Source organism: Lachnoclostridium sp. An196 (assembly GCF_002160135.1).
Classification (GTDB): domain Bacteria; phylum Bacillota; class Clostridia; order Lachnospirales; family Lachnospiraceae; genus Hominiventricola; species Hominiventricola avistercoris.
The window spans coordinates 24,111-46,490 of sequence record NZ_NFJZ01000011.1 but is presented as its reverse complement, the minus strand read 5'-3'; the positions used below and the strand labels follow the sequence as shown (position 1 = coordinate 46,490).

The window sequence follows — 22,380 nt, the reverse complement described above, 5'->3', positions numbered from 1 at the left end:
CGCAAAATCGCAGTTTTACGACATGATATAGCAAAAACACTTATAAGGAGACATTTTTATGGCATTAACTTATCATGAACAACTGGATCTGAAAAACACTGCTCAGCTCAGAGAACTTGTAAAGGAACTTCCAGCGTTCGCTTCTGATTTCTTTCGCGCCATGGAAATCAAAAAGGCCACCAACACCCGGCGTAATTATGCTTATGATCTGAATACGTTTTTTTATTTCCTCCGCACACAAAACCCATATTTTAAGGATAAGGATATCCGTACACTACCGGTATCCATTCTGGACGACATCCAGCCTGTGGACATTGAAGAATATCTGTCCTTTCTTACTTATTACGAAAGGGACGGTCAGCTTTATCGCAACCATGAGGAAGGAAAGGCGCGCAAACTGGCTACTCTGAATACCTTTTTCGGATATTATCACAAAAAAGGAATGATCGAAAAAAACGCTCCTTCTGTAGTAGATGTTCCCAGGGTCAAGGAGAAAAACATTATCCGTCTGGATGCCAATGAAGTGGCGCAGCTGATCGACAATGTGGAATCGGGAGAAAAACTGACAAAAGCGCAGAAACGCTGGCATGAAAAGACACGTGACCGCGACCTGGCAATCATTGTCACTCTCCTGGGAACGGGTGTTCGGGTCACGGAATTGGTAGGACTGGATATCGGTGATCTGGATTTCGACAATGGCGCCATGAGGGTGATCCGTAAAGGCGGAAACGAAGACATGGTATATTTTGGCGAGGAGGTAGAGGAAATGCTCCGAAATTATCTGGATGAACGTCTGGAAATGACTCCGGAGCCTGGACATGAGAACGCTTTATTCATCTCCCAGAACAATACTCGGATCACAGTGCGTTCCGTAGAACGTCTGGTAAAAAAATACGCTTCTACAGCCACGGCCAAAAGAATCACGCCTCACAAATTAAGGAGTACTTACGGGACCGCTTTATATCAGGAAACCGGAGATATTTACCTTGTAGCGGACGTCCTGGGACATAAAAATGTAAACACGACCCGTAAGCATTATGCGGCCATGAAGGAAGAAAGAAAACGCAGAGCTGCCAATGTGGTTCAGCTCAGGGAAAAGGAATAAGGAATCACGCCTGGTATGACCACAGATTTCGAATTTGCCGGGAAAGGTCTTCGTAGCTCCACACTCTCCCGCTTCTGGCTTTACAGTTGGGATCATTGATCTGAAAACCATCGTCTGTATATCCGCAGATCAGAATAAAGTGTCCTGCAGTGGTAAAATCCCCCGGTCCCATGGCACATATAATCGGATGGCCTGCGTCCAGTTCCCTTTTCATGATCCCTTCATCCAGAGAAAGCTCTGTTCCGGTCAGTCCGAAAGCGGCGGCCCCATCTGTCATAAGCGTCCAGGAGGTTCCGGTACCCTCGACATAATAACCTTGTTCTTCTGAAAACTGTGCCATGGACGCGGGCGTGACAGAATCGTCTCCGGTCAGGGCATGGACAGCCATGGACAGACATGTAGGTCCGCATCCGGACATACCGATATTGGAATTTCCATAGGGAAGATATCCCCATCGCTGATCCCACTGGAGGAAAAGAGGATACTGTTCTTTACGTTCAGCGGCAGTAAGCTGAGGATCTGATTCTGCTCCGCTCTGATCCGGATAACCAGATACAAATTCCAGCATTTCCGGATTGTTGGCAAGCGCGGCCAGCATTTCCGGAGGATACTCTTCCGCTCTGTCCAGTATTTTACGTATGTCACGACTGGTTTTTGCCATACGCTGGAGTTCAGCCAGTACCTCTTCTTCTGTACGCACGACAGGTGAGGATATTTCATAAGCGGCCTCTTCCCCGGCAAACCAACGTCTGACGCCCCAGACGGCCAGGACAGCCACGCAAAGGAACAGGACAAAGCTGTACAGCCGCTGCAGCCTTTTGCGGCGTTTACGTCTTCGCTGCCTCTCTCTTTTACGTTCTCTGTATTCTCTCTGCTCTTCTGCTCTCATTTCTTCACCTCGTATGTTCCGGAGAGATCCCTTCCGGGATAACCGGTCTGCTGTATACTATCTTAACATATTCCCGGAAAGAATCTCCTTAAAGAATTCCGAAGATTTCTTAAGAAATGGCGAAAAACCGGCCATACCACAAAGATATGGCCGGTTGAGAAAACGTTATTTATTCCCCAATTTGCGGAATACAATTTTTCGAATCATATCCACAGGTATCATAGTGAAGGCCAGAATCAATACCAGAACCCATCCGGATACGCCAAAAGGCACGCAGCTGAACATATTTCCAATCCATACGGCAGGCGCTGCCGGGATCAGCGAAATATTGACCAGGCAGAACTGGATACCCAGGATCATGCACATTACTTTCAGAAAATCCGGATTGTCTTTCAGATTTTTGAAAATAGCAAATCCGTCGTTTCTGACATTAAATCCGTTAAACAGCGCGCTGGCAATAAACAGGACAAAATAAGAAGTCATAAACTGTGCGTCTGTCTCAAAGAAAGATCTGGCCCAGTCGGACATAAGATAGAACAGACTCATGAGTGTCAGCCAGATGCCCATAATACCGATCTGAGTCATCATTTCTCTGCTCACAAGGCTTTCATCGCGCCTGCGGGGTTTTTCTTTCATATAGGCTTCCAAGGCCGGCTCATTACCCAGCATCATAGCGCCCAGCCCGTCCATTACCAGATTGACGAACAAAAGATGCGTAACTTTTAATGGTTCTTCTACGCCTAAGAATGGCGCGACCGCGCTGACCAATACTGCAGCCACATTTACAACCAGCTGAAATTTGCAGAATTTCAGTATATTATGATAAATAGTTCTTCCATACCAGATAGCGTCTTTGATCGAGTTAAAATTATCATCCAGGATTACAATCTTTCCCGCTTCTTTTGCCGCTTCTGTACCACTGCCCATAGCGAATCCCACATCGGCGCGTTTCAGTGCCGGAGAATCATTGACGCCATCGCCGGTCATTCCAACCACAAGATTCAGTTCCTGGCATATACGGACCATGCGTGATTTATCAGTAGGCAGAGCCCTGGCAATCACACGGATTCGGGAAAGGATCTGTTTCACCCGGTCATCGCTCATAGAATTCAGCTCGGAGGAGGTCAGACAGATATCTTCCTCCGAAGTCACCAGACCGGCATCCGCAGCAATAGCAGCCGCTGTCTCCAGACGGTCGCCTGTAATCATAACCACCTGAATACCGGCCTCCTGTACTTCCCGGATCGCTGTTCTCGCTTCCGGACGCACATCATCCCGGATCGCTGTCAGACCGATCAGTACAAGACCGTCTTCAATTACATCTTCTTCCATAGGATGAGCGCTGTATCCGAAGGAAAGAACTCTCATAGCCTTGCTGGCAAGCTGATCAATCTTTTCATTCAGACGTATGGTATCCAACGGGCGGATCTGTCCGTCAACGCTCAGATAATGAGTAGCTTTCTGAAGCAGACGTTCCGGCGCACCTTTGTAATATGTTCTGGAGCCAATCTGTGCCTGGCTGAACTTATTCGCGGAATTGAATTTCTGAGCATTAACTACATGAAGGCTTTCATCATTCTGAAGTTCCTGATAGGAATCTTCCCCCAGAAACTTCATCAGAGCCTGATCTGTGGCGTTACCGCCGATTACCCGGTGACGTTCGTCATACATAGAAGAAGAATTCTGCCCGATGGCAATCCTCAGATTGTTGCGGACTTCCGGATATTTTTTCAATTCTTCGAAGGGAATGACCAGTCCGTCCGCCGTGAAAAATTCCACGACTTCCAACTCTCCTTTTGTAATCGTACCGGTCTTGTCGCTGAAAAGTATATTCAGCGCTCCGGCAGTCTCGATGCCTTCTGCTTTGCGGACAAGCACATTGTGGTCCAGCATTTTGCTGGTATTCTGCATAAGGACAATGGAAATCATCAGAGGAAGTCCTTCCGGAACCGCGCAGACAATGATTACGATGGCTATGGTTACCGCATCGATCAGATCCATTAGGATATATTCCCATCCCATATTCAGATAAGGCTCTACGCCTCCTGCCATAGAGACAAAATGAATTACGTAAAAAAGTGCGATCAGAATCGCGCCGATGTAACCGATTTTGGATATCTGTCCCGCCAGGATAGACAGTTTCACCTGAAGCGGAGAAGGCGGCTCCTCCTCCTGCATTTCCAGCGCCATACGTCCCATCATGGTCTTGATGCCGACTTTTTTTACCAGCATGACGCCTTCGCCGTCAAAGACAATGGCGCCCCGGAATAAAGACGACTCATCCACAAAGGTGTCTCCCGTAATTTCGTCCGGAAACGGAGTGTCTGAAGCGGCTGCCGTTTTGGGACACTCTTCTGCTTCGCCGTTCAAGGCGGCATTATTCACATTTAAATGACCTGTGATCAGGATACCGTCGGCGGGGATCTTATCTCCGGCCTGCAGAAGAACCAGATCGCCCGTGACAATCTGATTGATACCCGTGTTGCAGATATTTCCGTTCCGATAGACCTTGATCTCTTCTTCTTTTACAGAATGCTTGAGATCCCGGTATTTTGTATCGCTCGCCACTCCTGTTTTTGCGGTTACCGTTGCCACTATCAGGATTGCAACCAGCGTGCCGGCTGGTTCAAATATTTCCGCATATCCCAGGAAAAACATGACGATCATCAGTGCAGAGATCGCCAACAGAACCCGGATCATGGGATCCTTGAAAGTTTCTTTAAATTCCTTCCAGAATGTGGTAGGTTCTGAGTCAGGGATTTCATTGCTTCCATAAGCTTCCCTGGATTTCTTTACTTCCAGGTCGTTTAACCCATGTAATTCCATATGTATTCTCCTTCAGACAATTTTTACTTTTGAAATTATACTTGAACGATTTGTAAATGAATATTCCACAATATCAATATTTGTCTTATTTTTACCCACTTTGCCAAATCTGTCCCAAAAAAGAAATTTTTCTCTTAAGTTGCAGTTCTCGCGGCAGTTTGATATACTGAATTTGTCGAATGGAGGGAAAGACGTTGGCAGATTCTAATATTACGAAAAAGGCGTTGGCGGAATCGATGAAAACACTGCTCGGCACCATGCCGTTTTCCAAGATCAGTGTCAGTGACATCTGCGAAGTCTGTGGAATGAACAGAAAAAGTTTTTATTATCATTTCAGAGACAAGTACGATCTGATCAACTGGATTTTCCATACAGAATTTTATGAAGCAGCATGCGCAAAACCATATGAAGACGGTTGGGAGTTTATTTTGGGTATATGTAAATACTTTTATTCCAATCATGCATTTTACAAAAAAGCATTTGAAATTACAGGACAGAACTCATTCCGGGATTATTTCCAGGAGATTTTGGAGCCGATTTTATTGCAGTACTCTGCGGAGATGTTTGATTTCGAAGATCCGCCGGAATTTTTTATAACATTTATTTCTGACGCTCTGATTATATCCATGATACGCTGGCTTTCAGCGAGGAGTTGTATGGAGCCGGAAGAATATGTAAGACAGCTGAGGGCGTGCTGCTGCAGGATGATATAAAAACCGGATATGGCGTTTCAGAACCATATCCGGCCCATATTATTTTTTGGTAACATTTTCCAGTATATTCCGGAGATCTTTGCAGCGGATATTATAAGGACTTCCCTGCCATTTTCCCGTATCGGTATATACATAACCTTCTGAATCGAAAGCTACCGCACAGGAGTCATTGGAGATGACACGATCTATCCGCTGTACGTCTGATGTATAATCTACGAGAATAAACGGATATTCCTGCTGTCCGCGGATCTGTGCGGTTTTTTCTTTTCTCAGCATATCTTCTTCAAAAGAAAACTGATCCTCAGGCATCAGAACGCAAAATGAAGCGCCTGTATCTGTGATCTGTTCCAGATACTCTGATTTGAAGTATCTCTCTTCAGCGTCCCTGCTGCACCGCAGATAAATACCGTAAAGAAACTCGTGTTTTTTCAGTTCATCAGCTGCTTCTGCCATCAGTTCGGAACCGTCTTCCACCAGGATCAGACAGTTGCAGGTAGACTCCAGTCTGTCCATCAGATTGCCTAGAATCTTTTCTGCCGTTACAAGCAGTATAAACGCGCAGTCATTATGTTTTTTTAAAATGGAAATATGTTCTTCCCCGATCGAACCGTCTGCGTTCAACAGATAAATAAAAGTCCCAAGTTCCTTTCCCTGACGGATCAATTTATCCAGATCTTCGCAGGGCAAGCCCTTTTCTCCGAAATTCACCTGGTATATCCAGGGTATATTAAAATGAAGTCGTTCCTCATTATCACGGATCAAAGTGGCGCCGACTGTGCAGGCCTGAAAACCAATATTCATACCGATCGTCATCAGACGCCGGTGATCGGTGTCAGACACTACATTTTTAACCAATGTATAATATGCGCTCTGCTCATTCTTCATCATCTCCTGGAGTACATGAAGAAACTCCTGCTGAAATCTTCCTTTTGCAAAATTGATGCCAAGATCAATCAAATTCCGGATACTGCGATCCGGATCTCTTTCGATATCGCGCAGAGCCTTGTTCAGCATGGTCTCAATAATAGTCCGTGCCAAAACCTCCTGTTTCATATACGCATCCCCTTTTCCGGTTTCTCTTATGTCCCTATCATAATATGACCTTCGCAAATATGATAGGGACAAATACCGGAAAATGTCCGGTTTTAATGGGTAAACCGTTCAGTTTCCTTGATGCGGACAAGAGCTCTGGCAAGCGCCGCCTGGGTAATATGATACTCCTGAATACTCTGTTTCTGGCGCATCTTTTCTTCCGCCCGTTCCAGAGCTTCTCTGGCTCTGACCGCATCGATCTCTTCCGGACGTTCCACCGTGTCCGCCAATAATGTGACTCGGTTATGCGCTACCTGACAGAATCCCGGACTTATAACGGCATATGACCACTCTCCGCCATCTTCGATCTGCATCCGCATTTCGCCTTCCCGAAGTGCCAGAATCATCTCCTCATGATGCGCCAGAATCGCCTTCTCCCCATCAGGAGCAGGCACAATCAGGCACCGACAGGGACCTTCGTAAAAAATACGGGTACTGGATATAATTCTTAAAGAAAAACTAGCCATAATATGCTCCTTTCCCTTAAGCGTTCTCCATCATGCTCTTGGCCTTTTCTGCCACTTCTTCAATCGTTCCCACATTGAAAAACGCGGCTTCCGGATAAGAGTCCATGTCGCCGTTAATAATGGCCTGGAATCCTTTGATGGTATCTTTCAGCGGCACATATTTTCCGGGAACGCCGGTGAAATTCTCAGCCACATGGAAAGGCTGAGACAGGAAACGCTGAATCTTTCTGGCTCTGTTTACCGTAAGTTTATCTTCCTCAGAAAGTTCTTCCATGCCGAGGATTGCGATAATATCCTGCAGTTCTTTATATTTTTGAAGCATTTCCTGAACTCTTCTGGCGGTCTCATAATGTTCCTCTCCCACAACATCAGCCTCAAGAATTCTGGAAGTGGATTCCAGCGGGTCTACCGCCGGATAAATACCCTGCTCTACAATCTTTCTGGAAAGTACCGTCGTGGCATCCAGATGGGCAAATGTTGTAGCTGGAGCCGGGTCGGTCAAGTCATCCGCCGGCACATAGACTGCCTGTACAGATGTGACAGAACCGTTTTTGGTGGATGTGATCCTCTCCTGAAGTTCTCCCATTTCTGTAGCCAAAGTAGGCTGATAACCTACTGCAGAGGGCATACGCCCCAACAGCGCGGACACTTCGGATCCTGCCTGCACAAAACGGAATATATTATCTATAAAAAGAAGCACATTCTGATGTTCTACATCTCGGAAATATTCTGCCATAGTAAGTCCGGTCTCAGCCACGCGCATACGTGCTCCGGGCGGTTCATTCATCTGGCCGAATACCAGCGCCGTTTTCTCCAGTACACCCGATTCGTTCATCTCGCTCCACAAATCGTTTCCTTCTCTGGAACGTTCTCCGACTCCGGTAAAAATAGAGTATCCGCCATGCTCTGTGGCAATATTGCGGATCAGCTCCTGGATCAGCACAGTCTTGCCTACTCCGGCGCCGCCGAACAGGCCGATCTTTCCTCCCTTGGCATACGGAGCTAACAGATCAATGACCTTGATTCCTGTCTCCAGTATTTCCACAACCGGACTCTGATTCTCAAAAGAAGGCGGATCTCGATGGATACACCATTGTTTTGCATCTGTAATTTCCCGGCCGCCATCTACCGGCTGTCCCAGCACATTGAACAGACGTCCCAGTGTCTGCTCGCCTACCGGAACAGATATTCCCTTTCCGGTCTGGGAGACTTCCATATCCCGGCAAAGTCCCTCGCTTGCCGAAAGCATGATGCAGCGCACCATATTTCCGCCCAGATGTTTCGCGACTTCCATAACGCACTGACTTCCATGATTATCTACGGTCAACGCGTCTTTAATATGGGGGAGATTGCCTTTTTCAAACAGTACGTCGATGACCGGGCCGGAAATCTGTATGATTTTTCCCTTTTCCATCACACCTGCATCTCCTTTGCTTGATTCTTTTTTTGCTTTTGCGCACGGGCGCCGCTGCAGACCTCTGTAATTTCCTGCGTGATGGCTGCCTGCCGCGCACGATTATACATGATATTCAGATCATGCAGCAGCTCGTCCGCATTGTTGGTCGCGGCTTCCATGGCAACCATACGGGCATTCTGCTCGCTGCAGAAAGATTCTACCAGAGCACCGTAAATAAAACCGGTTATATAACTAAGAACGATCCGGTCGATCGCTTCTTCCGGGGACGGCTGCAGTAAAAAATCTTCCTGATAAACATTTGCCGGCACCTGTATCGGAGAAGACTTGCGAAGCGGAAGAAGCATAGAATCCTCCGTCTTGCTTAAAAGACTGTTTTCCATGCGTGTATAGATTACATGGATTTCCTGAATCTCGCCGCTTAAATATTTTTCAAGAAGCGTTTCTCTGATCCAGCGCGCACGACTGAACGTAGGATGCTGAGCGGTGTAGAGGAAGTTTTCTTCGATATGAATTCCCTTTCCGCTGAAATACTGCCGCCCTAATTCACCTACTACAAAAAGTTCTACTTCTTTGTCAGTATCATCAAGAAACTGCTGTGCAATTTTCAGCACATTGTGGTTATAGGATCCTGCCAGACCTTTGTCTCCGGCAATTACCAGAACTCCGATACGGGAACGAAGTTCCCCTTCTTTCTCAAAAAAACGACTTTCCAGTTCCGGTACGTGCCGCATAACCCTCGCTATGGCAGACTGAAGCGTATAGAAATACGGTTCTGTCGCCGCAAGCGCTTCCCGGGCTTTTCTCATCTTGGTGGAAGAAATCATGTACATGGCGTTGGTAATCTTCCTGGTATCCTGGATGCTTTTTATCCTGCTCTGAATCTCTCTCAGGCCCGCCATTCTACTTCACCACCTGACTCTTATATTCCTTGACCGCATCGATAATTTTATCGGTAAGACTGTCGCTCAGCGTATGCATCTGCTCAATCTCACTGCTGATCTCCGGATGTTTCTGGTCGATCCAGTCCAGGAGATCTCTCTGGAAGGATTTGATATCCTTGACAGGTACATCAATCATCTGCTTATGGGTAGCCGCGCAAAGCGTAATAACCTGTTCATGCAGAGACAGCGGCTGACACAGCGGCTGTTTCAGAAGCTCCATCAAGCCTTTTCCGTACTGAAGCTGTTCCTGAGTGACGGCATCCAAATCCGAACTGAACTGAGTAAAAACTTCCATTTCCCGGTACTGAGCCAGATCAATACGCACGCTCCCGGCTGCTTTTTTCATGGCTTTCGTCTGCGCAGCTCCGCCCACGCGGGATACTGACAGGCCCACATTGACCGCCGGCCGCATGCCTGCGAAGAAGAGATCGCTTTCCAGGAAGATCTGGCCATCTGTAATAGAGATCACATTGGTCGGAATGTAAGCGGATACATCGCCGTCCTGAGTCTCAATAATAGGAAGCGCTGTAATAGATCCGCCTCCCAATTCGTCGCTGAGCCGGCTGGAACGCTCCAACAGACGGGAATGAAGATAGAACACGTCTCCAGGATAAGCTTCACGTCCCGGTGAACGCTCCAGCAGCAGAGACAGAGAACGATATGCCACTGCATGCTTTGAAAGATCATCGTATACAATCAGAACATCCTGTCCGCGGTACATAAAATATTCCGCCAGGGCAGTTCCTGAATAAGGTGCGATATACTGCAGCGGAGCCGGTTCGCTCGCGGTGGAAGAAAGAACGATCGTATAATCCATGGCTCCATATTGCTCAAAAGTACGTACTAGCTTTGCCACGGTAGATGCTTTCTGTCCGATTGCCACATAGATGCAGATTACATTTTTCCCTTTCTGGTTCAGAATAGCGTCGGTTGCAATGGATGTCTTTCCGGTCTGCCGGTCACCAATGATCAGTTCGCGCTGTCCCCGTCCGATAGGGAACATAGAATCGATAGACAAAATACCGGTTTCCAGAGGAGTATCCACAGATTTACGGTCTACAATTCCGGGGGCCTTATATTCAACAGGACGGTAATCCGATGCCTCGATCTCTCCTTTCCCGTCTATGGGAGCTCCCAGTGCATTTACAACACGTCCGATGAACGCGTCACCCACAGGAATGCCGGCCATCCGCCCGGTACGGGCAACTTTTGTTCCTTCTTCAATACCGGTATCTTTTCCAAACAGAATACATCCTACCTCGTGGGCACGGATGTCCTGTACCATACCTTTTAATCCTCCGTCAAAAACGAGGACTTCTCCATACATGGCATGGTCCACACCGTCAATATAAGCGATACCGTCGCCGACTCTGCTGACTACACCGATTTCCTGGCTTTCAATGTCCACCCCGTCCAGGCTTCCCTTCAGGATGCTGATAATTCCTTTCTGGGCCAGCAAATCTCCCTCTGCCAAACGCATAGAAGCCAGCTCTTTCTCCAGGAGACGCTCTCTTCCCTTCGTACTCCAGTCATATTCCTGGTTGCCTGCGCGGAGAATAAACCCGCTTCCGATCGACTGGTTCTCCTTTTGCCGGAACTCCAACGGTCTTCCAGGATATTTTTGTTTGAGAAATTTGCGGATACCGTCCAGCTGAGAGTCACTGGGAGCAGTCACATATTCCAGGACACATTCCAGCGGAGTTCTCTCTTCTTCCGGCTTTTCCATATATGATTTCAGGATAGAATCCAGAGATCCCAGACAACTGTCATCTGCCAGTTCCAGTATAAAATTCCGGACTTTTTCCGGAAAGATTTTCCGGATAATGTCCTCCTTTTTTTCATGGGGGACGGTAGGATTCTCCAGTTCATCCTGTATCTGGGGAACTGCCTGCAGGATATCCAGCGCATGCTGCAATACATCAGGCTGGATGCGGGCTTCCGCCAGCTGTTCCAAATAATTATTCATTTTCTCCATGACCCGCCTCACCTGTTTTAGTCAAAAATTCGTCATAAAGAGAGCTGTCATTTCCGGAGGACTGCATCGATTTAACGGCAGTATTCAGGATCAGAGAACGAATCTCCTGTTCTGCCTTGGAAACAATCTTGTCTTTCTCCAGAACAGCCTCTTTTTTGGAATTTTCCACAATCTGTTCAGCCTTTTTATTGGCTTCTTGCAGAATATGGTTATATTCCGTTCTGGCATCTTCCTGTGCCTGGTTCATCACTTTGGTCTTTTCCGCCTCAATCTGCGCCTGAGATGCTGCATACTTATCCTTTTCGGCGGCAGCTTCATCCTGGAGTCTCTGCGCGTCCGCATAACGGGACTGTATAGCCTGCTCTCTCTGATCGATGACACGGTTGATCCTCTTAAAAAGAAATATCCGGATAATCGCATACCAGATCAGCAGATTGATGATGGTAAAGACCAGATTTATATCAAGTCTTAACATGCAAACATCCGCCTTTCTTTAACCTAAGAGGATAATAATCAACAGGGCGATAACGAAACCATAAATAGCGGTTGCCTCGGCCAGCGCCGCTCCCAGAAGAAGGATTTTCGTAATCTTTCCGTCAGCCTCCGGCTGTCTCGCTACAGCTTCTGCCGCTTTGGAAGTTGCAATACCAATACCTACTCCTGCGCCAATACCAGTCAGAACGGCGATCGCCGCGCCAATCGCAATTAATGTACTCATAACTCTTTTCTCCTTTTACACTTTTTTACTCAATAGCTTCTTTGATAAATAATCCGGTCAGAAACACAAAAACATATGCCTGAATCAGACCGTCAAACAGGTCAAAGTATGCGCTGAATACCACCGGAAGAAATACCGGCAGAACGCTTTCAATCAATTTCATAATGACAAATGCACCCAGCACATTTCCAAATAGACGCATACACAAAGACAAGGGTTTGATTATCAGCTCAAGAATATTAATGGGAGCCACGATGGCCACCGGTTCCGCGAAGCTCTTAAGCCAGCCTTTTGCGCCCTTTTTACGGATACCTGCATACTGAATGAGAACAATACTCATAATAGCCAGAGCTGCTGTCACATTCAGATCTTTTGTGGGAGGTTTAAATCCCAGAATACCGATCAGATTGGCAATTCCAAGATAGATCAGGACTGAAGCAAGATAAGGCGTATACCTTTTTCCCTCTTCCCCGATGAAACCGCCGCACAGATTCTGGACCCAGCTTACTGCAAATTCCAGGAGCAGCTGTCCCCGACCGGGATTCTCTACCTTCAGATTCCGGGTCAGCAGCAGACAGACGATCAGAATAACGGCCATGATAATCCATGTGACTACGACAGATTCCGATATGCCTATGCCGCCAATGGAGAATACTGTCTCACACTGCAGTTCTTCTATCAGCTTTTCTCCCAAATTGCCCATAACTGCACTTCCTTTCTCTCAAAATTCTGTACTTCATGCAATCTATAAATTATACTTGCCTGAAATCCCGAACTCTATTATAATACGAAAAAAAGAAATGTATAATCATTTTTTTTGCGTATATCCATAGAAAAAAGGAATGGTTCTTTGAATAAGACAGATAATAAAATAGACATCAGTTACGATTATTATAAAATATTTTATGAAGTGGCTAAAAGGAAAAATATCACTCTGGCAGCACAGCATCTCTGCCTGACCCAGCCTACGATCAGCAAATGTATTCAGAACCTGGAGCATGATCTGGAATGTCAGCTGTTTTACCGTTCTCAGAAAGGCGTTACCCTGACTCCGGAAGGGCAGCTGCTCTTTCGTCAGGTCAGCCGCGCGTGCCAGCAGATGGAACTCGCCAGAAATATGCTGCAGGAATATGTAGACGGACAAAGCGGCAAAATTGATATCGGCGCCAGCGAACTGACTATGCGGTATTTTCTGCTTCCTTATCTGGAACAGTTCCAGCATCGTTATCCGAATGTAAATATCCGGATTCATACTTTTTCATCTCCGTTTCCAGTTACCTCTCTGATGCCAGGAGGGTTGGATTTTGCCCTTCTGACTACTCCTCTGGATGTGCCGAAAGGGATGATGGTCACGCAGGTGGCTGATTTTCAGGATATTGTAATTGCCGGCAGCCATTTTACAAATCTTCAGGATCAGACGCTTACGCTGAAAGACCTGCTGCAGTATCCCCTTGTCTGCATGGAAAATGGAACTACGTCCAGAAAGTTCTGGGACGGAATTTTTCAGAGCCAGGGGCTGGAATTACATCCCAACATAGAAGTAAATTCCAATGATCTGATCCCGCCTACTGTCCTGCATAATCTGGGAATAGGCTTTACCCCGTATAAGTTCGCGCGTTCCTTTTTACTGAACTGCGGGCTGATTCAGCTTTCTCTGGATTTTCAGATTCCAAAACGGCACATCTGCATTGTGTATAATCCAAAAAAAGAACTTCCTTCTGCTACGAAAGCGCTCCTGCATATGCTGAAGAAAGCAGATGAGGATACGCTGGCGCAGTTTTCCACGGATACAGGAATCGCGTTTTAATCCGTTTGCTTTTCCCGAACATTTGTGCTATACTGGTAAAAACGAATGTTCGATTCACAGGAGGATCTTTTATGGGATATGGAAAAATCACGCCGAAGCAGCAGGAAATTCTCGATTTTATCAAATCGGAAATTTTACATAAAGGTTATCCCCCTGCTGTGAGGGATATCTGTGAAGCAGTCCATCTGAAATCGACTTCTTCGGTTCACTCCCATCTGGAGACTCTGGAAAAAAACGGATACATACGCAGGGATCCGACCAAGCCGCGTGCCATTGAGATTATAGACGATACTTTTCAGCTTACCCGCCGGGAAGTGGTCAATGTACCTCTGATCGGTACCGTGGCGGCCGGACAGCCTATCCTGGCTCAGGAAAATATTGAAAACTATTTTCCTGTTCCTGCAGAATACATGCCGAACAGCGAATGCTTCATGTTGAAGGTAAAAGGCGACAGTATGGTAAACGCGGGTATCTTCAACGGTGACCAGATTCTCGTGCAGCAGCAGAACACTGCCAATAATGGAGATATGGTTGTGGCACTGATCGATGATTCTGCCACAGTCAAGACCTTTTATAAAGAAGACGGACATTACCGCCTGCAGCCGGAAAACGATTCCATGAGTCCGATCATCGTGGATGAAGTGACGATTCTTGGAAAAGTTTTTGGAGTGCTTCGGATATTTTAATAATAAGGTGAACGTCAACGGCGGCGCGTTTTATGCGCCGCCGATATTTCATTCTACGGAATATTCAACAGAATCAATAACCAGACAGTTCACATCGACAAGAGTATTTCCGCCCAGCGCACCCTGGTCATCGTCAATTATTTCGGCATAATATGTCCCGCCGGGAGATACAATAGACCGGATGACGGTAGTTTCTCCTATGTTTCCGAACAATAGCATTACAAATCCGGTAAAACCGACCGGCAATATTATGAAAAGCAGATAATATCAGAGTAATGATTTTCAAAGCCAGCGGTTTCCCGTATTTTACAGTTAAAATACAACAACATACAATACAGATGAGCATGCACAGTATAATCCATATTCTGCTGCTCCTGCTGCATTCAAAAATACAAAACACAGCATTAACCAGAGATAATGGCGCTGCCAGAGCAAAGAGCACGGAAGATACTTTGCCTGCATCCGCAGTAACAGCCGCAGTGATTGCCAGCAAAGCCGTTATTACGGCAAATACCAAACAGCTCCCGAGTTTAAAAATATATCCCAGGCAGGAGCAGAGGATCGTTCCCAGAGGCAATAGAATAAGCAGGAAAAACAACAGGTATCCCGAAATATTTTTCATTTTTTCCATCTTTTCACCTTATTTACCATCAAGATATTCTTCCAGCGTGATCCCTTTTTCCATGATCTCTTTTGCCGCCGTCACTCCTACGTACCGGAAATGCCAGGACTCATAGGACACTTTTGTGATATCCTCTTTGTCTTCCGGGTAGCGCAGGATAAAGCCGTACCGGCTGCAGTGATCCTGCAGCCACTGAATCTCTTCTGTGCGCGCCTGCTTTTCATCCAGGATCTGATAATCTTTCGCCACAATATCTACGGCCAGCCCGGTGGCGTGTTCGCTGCATCCTACAGGCATGGTTTCCTGCACCACTTCCTCGTAGGCTTCTGACGGTGAACTTCCCTTTTTCATCAGAGCCTCGATATCTTCATCCAGCAGTTCGCGCTGGCGCTCCATGCTTCGGTAGCCGGAAGCGACCCAGAATTCCAATCCTTCTTTTTCACCGTCCTGCAGCATGCTGAGGAGGCTGTCATAGATCTCCCGATCCACTTCTACCCCATAATCCCTTAATTTGACCAGATCAGGCTGATAGGTTTCTTCCAGAGGATGATCCTTATTTACCAGTATAATTTCTTCTGTTGTGTCTGAAATATCGTTTTCCTTCTGGGTAGAATAAGCAGGAATCACATCTGCAAATCTTTCTTCCTGCCGGGAAGATATGTTGTCCGGATGATTCTGCAGAGAATGGAGTGCCAGAGTGACAGTCCTCCATCCGAATACAAGAAAAATGACTCCGACAATTACCGTCATTGTCCGGCGGAAACGCATCCTTCTGATCCTTCTTTTCCGTTTTTCTCTTGATCTGTTCATAACTGATAATCCCCTTATCATAAGTTTTAATATTAATTTTCCGGAACTGAAAACGTGTCTCCAATGCTTTGCAGTCCGATGCCTATCCCCCGGTACCCCCGGCGGCCTGCAGTGAGCGGCCGTTGTTCCATAGTGACTTCTTTTTCTCCGAATGCCAGATGCATAGTTACCGGATACTTCTGTGCATATGCATCTGCCCAGGAAACTATTTCACAAAAATCAGCCTCATAATAATAAGTACACCCATCCGCAGCCATATACATATTATCCAGAAGGATCCTCTCTGCGTCCTGATCGAATGCTGCCGAAACCTGATCCAGAATTGAACAGAGATAATCTGTGTATGGATTATATATCCAGGCGTAGTAGATTTTATAATTGTCTTCGTTCACAAGAAAGTAATAGTCCTGGTACAACATGTCTGTGTAATGAACAAGCCAAAAATTCAGCATATTTTTCACATGAGAATTTTCGCCGGATGTATAGACCAGAGAATAATACTCGGCTGATTCTGCGTGATACAGCCAGTCCAGAGTGCTCTCATAATCTTCCCCGTAAACAAAAGCTTCGTTTATTGAAGATTCCTGCCCCATAGCCGCATACCTGTCCGTGATGCCGGTCAGATTCGGAAGCATACCTGATTCCTGGGCATTAAACACCTGATCATAGATTTCCTGAAGCATCTCTTCATTTAGTCTGGTTGTCTGCCGGTCAAAAGATGTGATCAAAGTCAGTTCACCCTTCCCATTTATCAGACTGCGAAATCCCTCGTCATTTCCCGGCAAATCATATGAACTAGGCTCCATATAGGAAAACTGATCCCGGTCTGTCAGGCTGATCCGGTTCAAATTCCGAAGATCCAGACTGCGGCTGATATAACGCGGAAGAAATATGACCCCTGCCGCCAGAAGAACAGTCCCGGTCAGACAAATAGTAAAACTACGTTTCATTCGCCGGATCCCTCCTTTCTACCGGGGAACCATAAGGCAATAGAAGTGCCTTTTCCCGGTATACTGGAGATTTTCCATCTGGCACCGTGAAGATCCAGTATCCGGCTGCAAAGTGTCATGCCAAGTCCTGCTCCGCCCTCCTTGCGGGCGCGGGATTTATCAACCATATAAAATGCTTCTGTGATACGGGCCAGTTCTTTTTCTTCCATACCGCATCCGTTGTCGGAAATACTAAGCAGATATCCTCCGGCCTGGTTCCTGCCCCGGATCCGGATCTGCCCGTGTTCCGAGACGGCCTTTCTTGCATTGTCTAAAAAGTTGGTAAGCATGGATACCAGCAGATCCCGGTCCCCGATCACCGTTCCCTTTTCTATATGGGCAGTCAGACAAATCTCCTTTTCTTTCCTTCCTGTTTCTGTCAGGCGTACGGCATCCTGAATGAACTCTTCCGCTCCCAGCGGCCGGAAATCATATTCCTGTTTTCCGGTTACAATCAGCTCCAGCAATTTAAATGAAAGGCTTTCCAGGCGTTTCCCTTGCTGGAAAATATAATTGACTGCTTCAAAAGTTTCTTCTTTTGTACATTCTACGGTCCGGAGCATGTCCGCGTATCCGATGATGGAAGTCAGGGGCGTCTTCAATTCATGGGCGAAAGACGCAGTAAAATCCTCCTGCCTGCGCGCCTGTTCCTCCAGCTCCTGCATTTTTTCCGAGATAGTATCAGCCATCTCATTAAAATCATGGGCCAGTCCGGCGATCTCATCACTGCCCTGCTCCCTGGCACGCGCACCGTAATCGCCTCCTGTAAAGTCCCGGGCTGTACTGGAAAGCTCATGAATGGAATGCGTCAGGATATGGGTCACCAAATATACCAAAACTGCTGTAACTACCGTCAATATCAGGACTACGACAGTGTACCAGTCATAATAAGATTCTCTGTCAAGATAAATATCCGATATATCTTTCATATTTTCCAGATAATAAATATTGTTATTGAGCACGGAACGGCATGCATAGACAAGCCACGTTCTTTTATTTTCCCGTATTAGAGTATAACCGCTGGGACTCTCCTCTGTCAGCTGGATCCAAAGAGGACTTTCTGCTCCTGTTTCCTGATTCTGATAAATCAGCCCGTCGCTTCCGTAGACTCTGTAAATGTCTCCTGTCCCCGCCAGATTCTGCACTACAGAACTGGCAGTCACAGAAATGATGCCGTCGTTTTGATAGGACATTTCAAATGCCATCTGAAACATCCGGTTGTCCTGTTCTCCTTCTTCCAAAGCTTTCTGATAAGATTTCTCAAAATTTATCTGTATCATCCAGATACCAAACAATCCGAAGGAGACTAAAAACAAAGTGGTAAATGAAAAATAGATTTTCCAGAAAAATTTCATAATCAGGTCTCCAGACGATAACCGACTCTATAAACAGCACTGATATGGTCTTCCCACCCCAGTTTTTTCTTCAGCCTCTGCACATGCAGATCTACCGTGCGGCTGTCCCCGGTGTATTCACGTTCCCATACCTGTTCGTATAAAGTTTCCCGGTACAAGGCAATATTGGGGTTTCTTGCAAAAAAGAGCAGCAGTTCATATTCTTTTGGTGTCAGCAGAACCTGCTTTCCGTTCTGGAAGACAATCCGGGATGAAAGATCGATCTCCACATCCAGGACATGGATCCGTCTCCCGATTTTCTGGCAGCGCCGGAGAACCGCTTCCACTCTGGCTAAAAGTTCTACGATCTCAAACGGCTTGGTAATATAATCTTCTGCCCCCATCTTAAGTCCTGTTACTTTTTGTCTGGTGGAACTCATGGCAGTGATAAAGATCACTGGCACATCCAGGCTCTTTGCGTATTCCATCACTTCATATCCATTGATTTTGGGAAGCATAATATCCAGGAGCAGTAAATCGTATCTTTCATTTTCCAGACGGTTGGATGCTTCTTCTCCATCATATGCACACTGGCAGTGATAGCCTGCCTTTTTCAGATTTACCCGGATCAGATTTGCGATCGGCTCTTCATCCTCTGCAATCAGTATTTTTATCATATCCTTTTTCTCTCTCTTGTTGATACCCCTATTGTCCTACAGGATTGTATCATATTTGCATCTTATGGGAAAGAAAAAAAGAAATGCAGAAGAACCGGCTCTTTTTCATGTTCCGGCCGGTTCTCCTGCATTTGATAAGGGATTTTGGACATCTTTACTATACGATATCCTGACATATAGCTCTACCAAATTTGTGTAAAATATTGTAAAACTTCCGTAAAATTTCCCAGAATCACGCGGCCTGATATCGAAAATCCAGTCGGATCAGACGGTTGCCGTTTTCATCCTGCGTAATTCTCATATAAAAAAGATCCATATTTCTTGCCTGAAACTCCATGACAGCCTGCTCCAGAGATATGACGCGGTATGGTCTCGGCCAGTGACCGCCGCAGGGAATAGAAACTGCATTTTCAGGATCCCAGAGCACCAGAGAGACAATACGGGCATGGCACGCCAGCGCCAGATCAACGGTGCGGTTAAGGCCAAGATATTCTGCGCCAAGGTTGATCAGAAGAACTTCCGAGTCTCTGACTACGGGATTGTGATAATCCAGCTCATAGATTTCCTGTTCTTCGTACTGCTCCAGCTGCTGTCTGTGAAGGGCGTCTAATAAAGCGTACATTCACTGATCACTCCTCATTTTGATTTCTCTTAAATATTAGAAGCAGTTTGTATCAAAAAAGTTTCATAAAAATTAAGAATTTTCATCTTCTTCTTTTTCAAGTTCTTTTTTCTTCCCCTGGATCAGCAGGATACCGCCTACGATCAGGACACCGGCCACGATAAATCTGGGGATCTGATATAAAAATCCGGCGAATGCCGCAGCAAATCCGGGAGACATCCAGGCGTCAACCATGGACACCAGCCATCTCACAGCCGGTCCCCAGAAAATAGACAGGCCCAGAAGGATCATGGCCCATGCAGCAATGTCCCGTCTGCGTCCTTCCAGCCATTTGGAAGTAAATATCTGATCCAGATGGAACAGATATCCGTCTTCCAGCGCGTAAAACTCTTCGTCGGGAAGCCCTGCTTTGTTATGAGTATCAAAAAAACTGTAAAACCACAGAATCGGAAGCCCGTAAGCTGCCGGATACAGCCCTATCCAACTGTCGCAGGCCAGCAGCACAGCGCACAGCGTCATGATGCTGACTCCTTCCCTCAGAAATCCCAGATACATCTCTCCTGCTCCCGGTATCAGAGAACAGATAAAGGTCCAAAATCTACTTTTTCGTCTTCTCATTGTTTACCTCCTGATCTTCAATATTCAACAGCCGGATCCCCAGGTCCTTCAGAAAATCGCCTGCCTGAGATCCTTTTTCTTTCATGGTTTCGGTCAGAGACACCGGCTTCCGTACAAGTTCCGAGGCAGTCAGATCAATATGAATCTGGAAAAACAAAAGACACAGAGACGCTGTCAGCGCGAATCCCACTTTCAGACTATACAAAAGCAAACGGGTTTTTTTTGACAGCTGATATACAGTTTTTTCCGTCTGCATTTCCAGAGAACCGGTTTTATCCAGGATCTCGTCTTTCAGATAAGCAGGCGGCGCCGCCGGATCTTCTTCCAATATGCCGGCAAACCGTCCGGCACAAAAACTGCAGGATGCGATATGCTCCATCATGCCGCGGCACTCCGGGGCTGCCAGATCCGCAGTCCTGAGTATATGCAGTTGTTCTTCGGTCAGATGTCCATGAAATTCACTCATTTGGAGATCCCTCCCTTCATCAGTTTTTTCAGCTGGGCTTTGGCACGGTAAACCTGTGTCTGGACGCTTTTTATATTGCGGCCTTTCTCCTCCGCGATCTCCCGCACACTTTTCTCTTCATAGAAATGTGCTTCCGCGATCTCATCGTAAGGAGGAGAAAGCTGTCGGCAGAGCGCTCTCACCATCTCCCTGGACTCATTCATCAGGTACTGACCTTCCGGCCCGCTTCTGTGATCAGGAATTCCCATCAAGGTTTCTTCCTCGAGCTTTTCCGGTTTCCGTTCTCTGCTCTTTAGAAAATCCAGACATTTATTGGTGGCGATACGGCAGATCCATGCTTTTTCATGCGTCCCGTCGAACTCCTCCCATCTTTTCCAAGCTGACAGGAAGGTTTCCTGGGTTAGATCCTGTGCATCGAACGGATTCCCCGACATCCGCAGACATATGGTATATACCAGTTTCTCATAAGTCTCAAGAAACCTGGAATAAGGTTCTTCCGTATGGATATCGTCCGCCTCCCTCCTGAATATTTTCGTCGTTCATATGTAACAGTTCTGGGCGGCACATTTTCTCCCATTTTCCCGCCGTCCTGAACTATTACATTTATTATAACGACGGCAGACGGAAAAAGTCTTCAACTTTTGAAAAAAATATTGTATACTGCTTTTGGCGGACACCGCCGGGAGGAGGAACATGCGATGAAATTTATCTATCCTGCTATATTCCGCAAAACGGATGAAGGAAGCTACCAGGGCTTTTTCCCTGACCTGGAATGTTGCTACGCAAAAGGGGATACGTTGGAAGAGGCTGTAGACGATGCTAATGAGGCGGCGCGCTGCTGGCTGACCAGCGAATTAGAAGAGGAAGAATGGATGCTTCCTCCTGTGAGCGATCTGAAAGATCTGGAGTTAAACGAAGGAGATGTGGTGCGGAATATTGCGGTCACGATCCGGTTTTATGAGGGCTGGGATGAATAATCCCGGCCCTTTTCCGGATGTTATTTTAGAAAATAGAAAGGATCCTCATCGGTATGATGAAGAAAATGCATCATCAGGTATCCGCAGTTCATGGACACCCGTTCTTCCCGAAGAATGCGTGCTACCTCTGTACGGTCGGCCAGAACTATATCCAGATCTTCACTATCCTCCAGTCCGGCCCGGCTGACCTCTCCGTCAGCATATCCGTAAACTGTGACGCAGGATTCGTCCGTCATGCCGATGGTGGTGTAGAATGGCTTGTGATACATTTCCTCCACCTGGAGCGGCTGAAAATCAAGTCCGGTCTCCTCTTTCAGCTCCCGCGCTCCCGCCTGGGCATAAGTCTCTCCTTCATCCACCAGTCCGGCCGGAAACTCGTAAATATAGTCATCTATAGAAACCCGGTATTGGCGGACCAGAACCAGACGGTCTTTTGCTTTCCCGTAGACGCAGTAAATGATAACGCCATCGGGATGATTCTGGTGAGTCTTCATCTTCAGATCCTTGATCTCCGGCGCTCTGGACGCCAGATAATACATTCTGCGGTTTCCTGTCCGATCTTCAAATTCCACATCGTACATATTCAGAAAACGATTATCTGTCGTCTTTTTTACAGACAGTATTTTCAT

24 protein-coding genes are annotated in these 22,380 nt (G+C 46.6%); 5 read left to right on the top strand and 19 right to left on the bottom strand.

Translation table 11 applies throughout. From position 1 onward, the window contains the following. Positions 1–58: 58 nt before the first annotated feature. Positions 59–1,105, top strand: coding sequence for a tyrosine-type recombinase/integrase (locus tag B5F29_RS12845; RefSeq protein ID WP_087155019.1), 1,047 nt, complete (start codon positions 59–61; stop codon positions 1,103–1,105). A gap of 4 nt (positions 1,106–1,109) precedes the next feature. On the opposite strand, the gene B5F29_RS12840 is transcribed toward B5F29_RS12845, so the two are convergent. Further along, entirely contained in the window at positions 1,110–1,994 is an 885-nt protein-coding gene (locus B5F29_RS12840; RefSeq protein WP_242955664.1) for a C39 family peptidase, read from the bottom strand. A 165-nt stretch (positions 1,995–2,159) separates the two neighbouring features. Continuing rightward, the gene (locus tag B5F29_RS12835) at positions 2,160–4,820 is read right to left on the bottom strand and encodes a calcium-translocating P-type ATPase, PMCA-type (RefSeq protein WP_087155018.1); all 2,661 of its coding nucleotides are present in this window, start codon (positions 4,818–4,820) and stop codon (positions 2,160–2,162) included. A 194-nt stretch (positions 4,821–5,014) separates the two neighbouring features. Here B5F29_RS12835 and dhaS point away from each other — a divergent pair, with 194 nt between their 5' ends. Then, positions 5,015–5,533 carry a dihydroxyacetone kinase transcriptional activator DhaS gene (dhaS, locus tag B5F29_RS12830; RefSeq protein ID WP_087155017.1) on the top strand — a complete coding sequence of 173 codons (519 nt, stop codon included), beginning with the start codon at positions 5,015–5,017 and terminating at the stop codon, positions 5,531–5,533. A 39-nt stretch (positions 5,534–5,572) separates the two neighbouring features. Here dhaS and B5F29_RS12825 read toward each other — a convergent pair whose 3' ends face one another. The 8 genes from B5F29_RS12825 to B5F29_RS12790 all read right to left on the bottom strand — a co-directional run bounded on the left by B5F29_RS12825 (position 5,573) and on the right by B5F29_RS12790 (position 12,846). Then, positions 5,573–6,586, bottom strand: coding sequence for a hypothetical protein (locus tag B5F29_RS12825; protein WP_087155016.1), 1,014 nt, complete (start codon positions 6,584–6,586; stop codon positions 5,573–5,575). Positions 6,587–6,678: 92 nt separating this feature from the next. Next, the gene (atpC, locus tag B5F29_RS12820) at positions 6,679–7,092 is read right to left on the bottom strand and encodes an ATP synthase F1 subunit epsilon (RefSeq protein ID WP_087155015.1); all 414 of its coding nucleotides are present in this window, start codon (positions 7,090–7,092) and stop codon (positions 6,679–6,681) included. A gap of 16 nt (positions 7,093–7,108) precedes the next feature. Continuing rightward, positions 7,109–8,506: a F0F1 ATP synthase subunit beta gene (gene atpD, locus B5F29_RS12815; RefSeq protein ID WP_087155014.1), complete on the bottom strand. Its 1,398-nt coding sequence runs from the start codon at positions 8,504–8,506 to the stop codon at positions 7,109–7,111. Beyond that, complete coding sequence (gene atpG / locus B5F29_RS12810; RefSeq protein ID WP_087155013.1) at positions 8,506–9,408, bottom strand: ATP synthase F1 subunit gamma; 903 nt, start codon at positions 9,406–9,408, stop codon at positions 8,506–8,508. Before atpG ends, atpD begins: the two co-directional genes overlap by 1 nt. Position 9,409: 1 nt before the next feature. After that, positions 9,410–11,425 carry a F0F1 ATP synthase subunit alpha gene (atpA, locus tag B5F29_RS12805; RefSeq protein WP_087155012.1) on the bottom strand — a complete coding sequence of 672 codons (2,016 nt, stop codon included), beginning with the start codon at positions 11,423–11,425 and terminating at the stop codon, positions 9,410–9,412. Beyond that, positions 11,409–11,900 (bottom strand): ATP synthase F0 subunit B, encoded by a 492-nt coding sequence (locus B5F29_RS12800; protein WP_087155011.1) that lies wholly within the window; start codon positions 11,898–11,900, stop codon positions 11,409–11,411. The genes atpA and B5F29_RS12800 overlap by 17 nt, the downstream gene beginning before the upstream one ends. A gap of 18 nt (positions 11,901–11,918) precedes the next feature. Continuing rightward, on the bottom strand, positions 11,919–12,143 hold the full coding sequence (atpE, locus tag B5F29_RS12795) for an ATP synthase F0 subunit C (protein ID WP_087155010.1): 225 nt from the start codon (positions 12,141–12,143) through the stop codon (positions 11,919–11,921). A gap of 25 nt (positions 12,144–12,168) precedes the next feature. Continuing rightward, the gene (locus B5F29_RS12790) at positions 12,169–12,846 is read right to left on the bottom strand and encodes a F0F1 ATP synthase subunit A (RefSeq protein ID WP_087155009.1); all 678 of its coding nucleotides are present in this window, start codon (positions 12,844–12,846) and stop codon (positions 12,169–12,171) included. Between the two features lie 147 nt (positions 12,847–12,993). Here B5F29_RS12790 and B5F29_RS12785 point away from each other — a divergent pair, with 147 nt between their 5' ends. Both B5F29_RS12785 and lexA read left to right on the top strand, forming a co-directional pair. Next, a complete protein-coding gene (locus B5F29_RS12785; protein ID WP_162608433.1) occupies positions 12,994–13,950 on the top strand; it encodes a LysR family transcriptional regulator in 957 nt (318 codons plus the stop codon). A 71-nt stretch (positions 13,951–14,021) separates the two neighbouring features. Continuing rightward, the gene (lexA, locus tag B5F29_RS12780) at positions 14,022–14,636 is read left to right on the top strand and encodes a transcriptional repressor LexA (protein ID WP_087155007.1); all 615 of its coding nucleotides are present in this window, start codon (positions 14,022–14,024) and stop codon (positions 14,634–14,636) included. A 640-nt stretch (positions 14,637–15,276) separates the two neighbouring features. On the opposite strand, the gene B5F29_RS12770 is transcribed toward lexA, so the two are convergent. The 8 genes from B5F29_RS12770 to B5F29_RS12735 all read right to left on the bottom strand — a co-directional run bounded on the left by B5F29_RS12770 (position 15,277) and on the right by B5F29_RS12735 (position 21,280). Then, positions 15,277–16,068, bottom strand: coding sequence for a M15 family metallopeptidase (locus B5F29_RS12770; protein WP_162608432.1), 792 nt, complete (start codon positions 16,066–16,068; stop codon positions 15,277–15,279). A gap of 32 nt (positions 16,069–16,100) precedes the next feature. After that, positions 16,101–17,018, bottom strand: a complete 918-nt coding sequence (locus B5F29_RS12765; protein WP_087155004.1) for a hypothetical protein — start codon at positions 17,016–17,018, stop codon at positions 16,101–16,103. Beyond that, complete coding sequence (locus tag B5F29_RS12760) at positions 17,015–18,412, bottom strand: sensor histidine kinase (protein WP_087155003.1); 1,398 nt, start codon at positions 18,410–18,412, stop codon at positions 17,015–17,017. The genes B5F29_RS12765 and B5F29_RS12760 overlap by 4 nt, the downstream gene beginning before the upstream one ends. A gap of 2 nt (positions 18,413–18,414) precedes the next feature. Continuing rightward, on the bottom strand, positions 18,415–19,068 hold the full coding sequence (locus B5F29_RS12755) for a response regulator transcription factor (RefSeq protein ID WP_087155002.1): 654 nt from the start codon (positions 19,066–19,068) through the stop codon (positions 18,415–18,417). A 232-nt stretch (positions 19,069–19,300) separates the two neighbouring features. Further along, positions 19,301–19,690: a hypothetical protein gene (locus B5F29_RS12750; protein ID WP_087155001.1), complete on the bottom strand. Its 390-nt coding sequence runs from the start codon at positions 19,688–19,690 to the stop codon at positions 19,301–19,303. Between the two features lie 72 nt (positions 19,691–19,762). Then, on the bottom strand, positions 19,763–20,308 hold the full coding sequence (locus B5F29_RS12745; protein ID WP_087155000.1) for a hypothetical protein: 546 nt from the start codon (positions 20,306–20,308) through the stop codon (positions 19,763–19,765). After that, a complete protein-coding gene (locus tag B5F29_RS12740; protein ID WP_087154999.1) occupies positions 20,289–20,774 on the bottom strand; it encodes a hypothetical protein in 486 nt (161 codons plus the stop codon). The genes B5F29_RS12745 and B5F29_RS12740 overlap by 20 nt, the downstream gene beginning before the upstream one ends. Then, positions 20,771–21,280 (bottom strand): RNA polymerase sigma factor, encoded by a 510-nt coding sequence (locus B5F29_RS12735; protein WP_087154998.1) that lies wholly within the window; start codon positions 21,278–21,280, stop codon positions 20,771–20,773. Before B5F29_RS12735 ends, B5F29_RS12740 begins: the two co-directional genes overlap by 4 nt. 192 nt (positions 21,281–21,472) lie before the next feature. Between B5F29_RS12735 and B5F29_RS12730 the strand changes: the two genes are divergently transcribed. After that, positions 21,473–21,751, top strand: coding sequence for a type II toxin-antitoxin system HicB family antitoxin (locus B5F29_RS12730; RefSeq protein ID WP_087154997.1), 279 nt, complete (start codon positions 21,473–21,475; stop codon positions 21,749–21,751). Positions 21,752–21,771: 20 nt separating this feature from the next. On the opposite strand, the gene B5F29_RS12725 is transcribed toward B5F29_RS12730, so the two are convergent. Continuing rightward, the gene (locus B5F29_RS12725; protein WP_087154996.1) at positions 21,772–22,380 is read right to left on the bottom strand and encodes an NUDIX hydrolase; all 609 of its coding nucleotides are present in this window, start codon (positions 22,378–22,380) and stop codon (positions 21,772–21,774) included.

Excerpts from the sequence above, each read along its gene's own strand:
- B5F29_RS12845 (WP_087155019.1), top strand. The coding sequence starts at position 59 with ATGGCATTAACTTATCATGAACAACTGGATCTGAAAAACACTGCTCAG.
- B5F29_RS12840 (WP_242955664.1), bottom strand. The coding sequence starts at position 1,994 with ATGAGAGCAGAAGAGCAGAGAGAATACAGAGAACGTAAAAGAGAGAGG.
- B5F29_RS12835 (WP_087155018.1), bottom strand. The coding sequence starts at position 4,820 with ATGGAATTACATGGGTTAAACGACCTGGAAGTAAAGAAATCCAGGGAA.
- B5F29_RS12825 (WP_087155016.1), bottom strand. The coding sequence starts at position 6,586 with ATGAAACAGGAGGTTTTGGCACGGACTATTATTGAGACCATGCTGAAC.
- atpC (WP_087155015.1), bottom strand. The coding sequence starts at position 7,092 with ATGGCTAGTTTTTCTTTAAGAATTATATCCAGTACCCGTATTTTTTAC.
- atpD (WP_087155014.1), bottom strand. The coding sequence starts at position 8,506 with ATGGAAAAGGGAAAAATCATACAGATTTCCGGCCCGGTCATCGACGTA.
- atpG (WP_087155013.1), bottom strand. The coding sequence starts at position 9,408 with ATGGCGGGCCTGAGAGAGATTCAGAGCAGGATAAAAAGCATCCAGGAT.
- atpA (WP_087155012.1), bottom strand. The coding sequence starts at position 11,425 with ATGGAGAAAATGAATAATTATTTGGAACAGCTGGCGGAAGCCCGCATC.
- B5F29_RS12800 (WP_087155011.1), bottom strand. The coding sequence starts at position 11,900 with ATGTTAAGACTTGATATAAATCTGGTCTTTACCATCATCAATCTGCTG.
- atpE (WP_087155010.1), bottom strand. The coding sequence starts at position 12,143 with ATGAGTACATTAATTGCGATTGGCGCGGCGATCGCCGTTCTGACTGGT.
- B5F29_RS12790 (WP_087155009.1), bottom strand. The coding sequence starts at position 12,846 with ATGGGCAATTTGGGAGAAAAGCTGATAGAAGAACTGCAGTGTGAGACA.
- lexA (WP_087155007.1), top strand. The coding sequence starts at position 14,022 with ATGGGATATGGAAAAATCACGCCGAAGCAGCAGGAAATTCTCGATTTT.
- B5F29_RS12770 (WP_162608432.1), bottom strand. The coding sequence starts at position 16,068 with ATGAACAGATCAAGAGAAAAACGGAAAAGAAGGATCAGAAGGATGCGT.
- B5F29_RS12765 (WP_087155004.1), bottom strand. The coding sequence starts at position 17,018 with ATGAAACGTAGTTTTACTATTTGTCTGACCGGGACTGTTCTTCTGGCG.
- B5F29_RS12760 (WP_087155003.1), bottom strand. The coding sequence starts at position 18,412 with ATGAAATTTTTCTGGAAAATCTATTTTTCATTTACCACTTTGTTTTTA.
- B5F29_RS12755 (WP_087155002.1), bottom strand. The coding sequence starts at position 19,068 with ATGATAAAAATACTGATTGCAGAGGATGAAGAGCCGATCGCAAATCTG.
- B5F29_RS12750 (WP_087155001.1), bottom strand. The coding sequence starts at position 19,690 with ATGTACGCTTTATTAGACGCCCTTCACAGACAGCAGCTGGAGCAGTAC.
- B5F29_RS12745 (WP_087155000.1), bottom strand. The coding sequence starts at position 20,308 with ATGAGAAGACGAAAAAGTAGATTTTGGACCTTTATCTGTTCTCTGATA.
- B5F29_RS12740 (WP_087154999.1), bottom strand. The coding sequence starts at position 20,774 with ATGAGTGAATTTCATGGACATCTGACCGAAGAACAACTGCATATACTC.
- B5F29_RS12730 (WP_087154997.1), top strand. The coding sequence starts at position 21,473 with ATGAAATTTATCTATCCTGCTATATTCCGCAAAACGGATGAAGGAAGC.
- B5F29_RS12725 (WP_087154996.1), bottom strand. The coding sequence starts at position 22,380 with ATGAAAATACTGTCTGTAAAAAAGACGACAGATAATCGTTTTCTGAAT.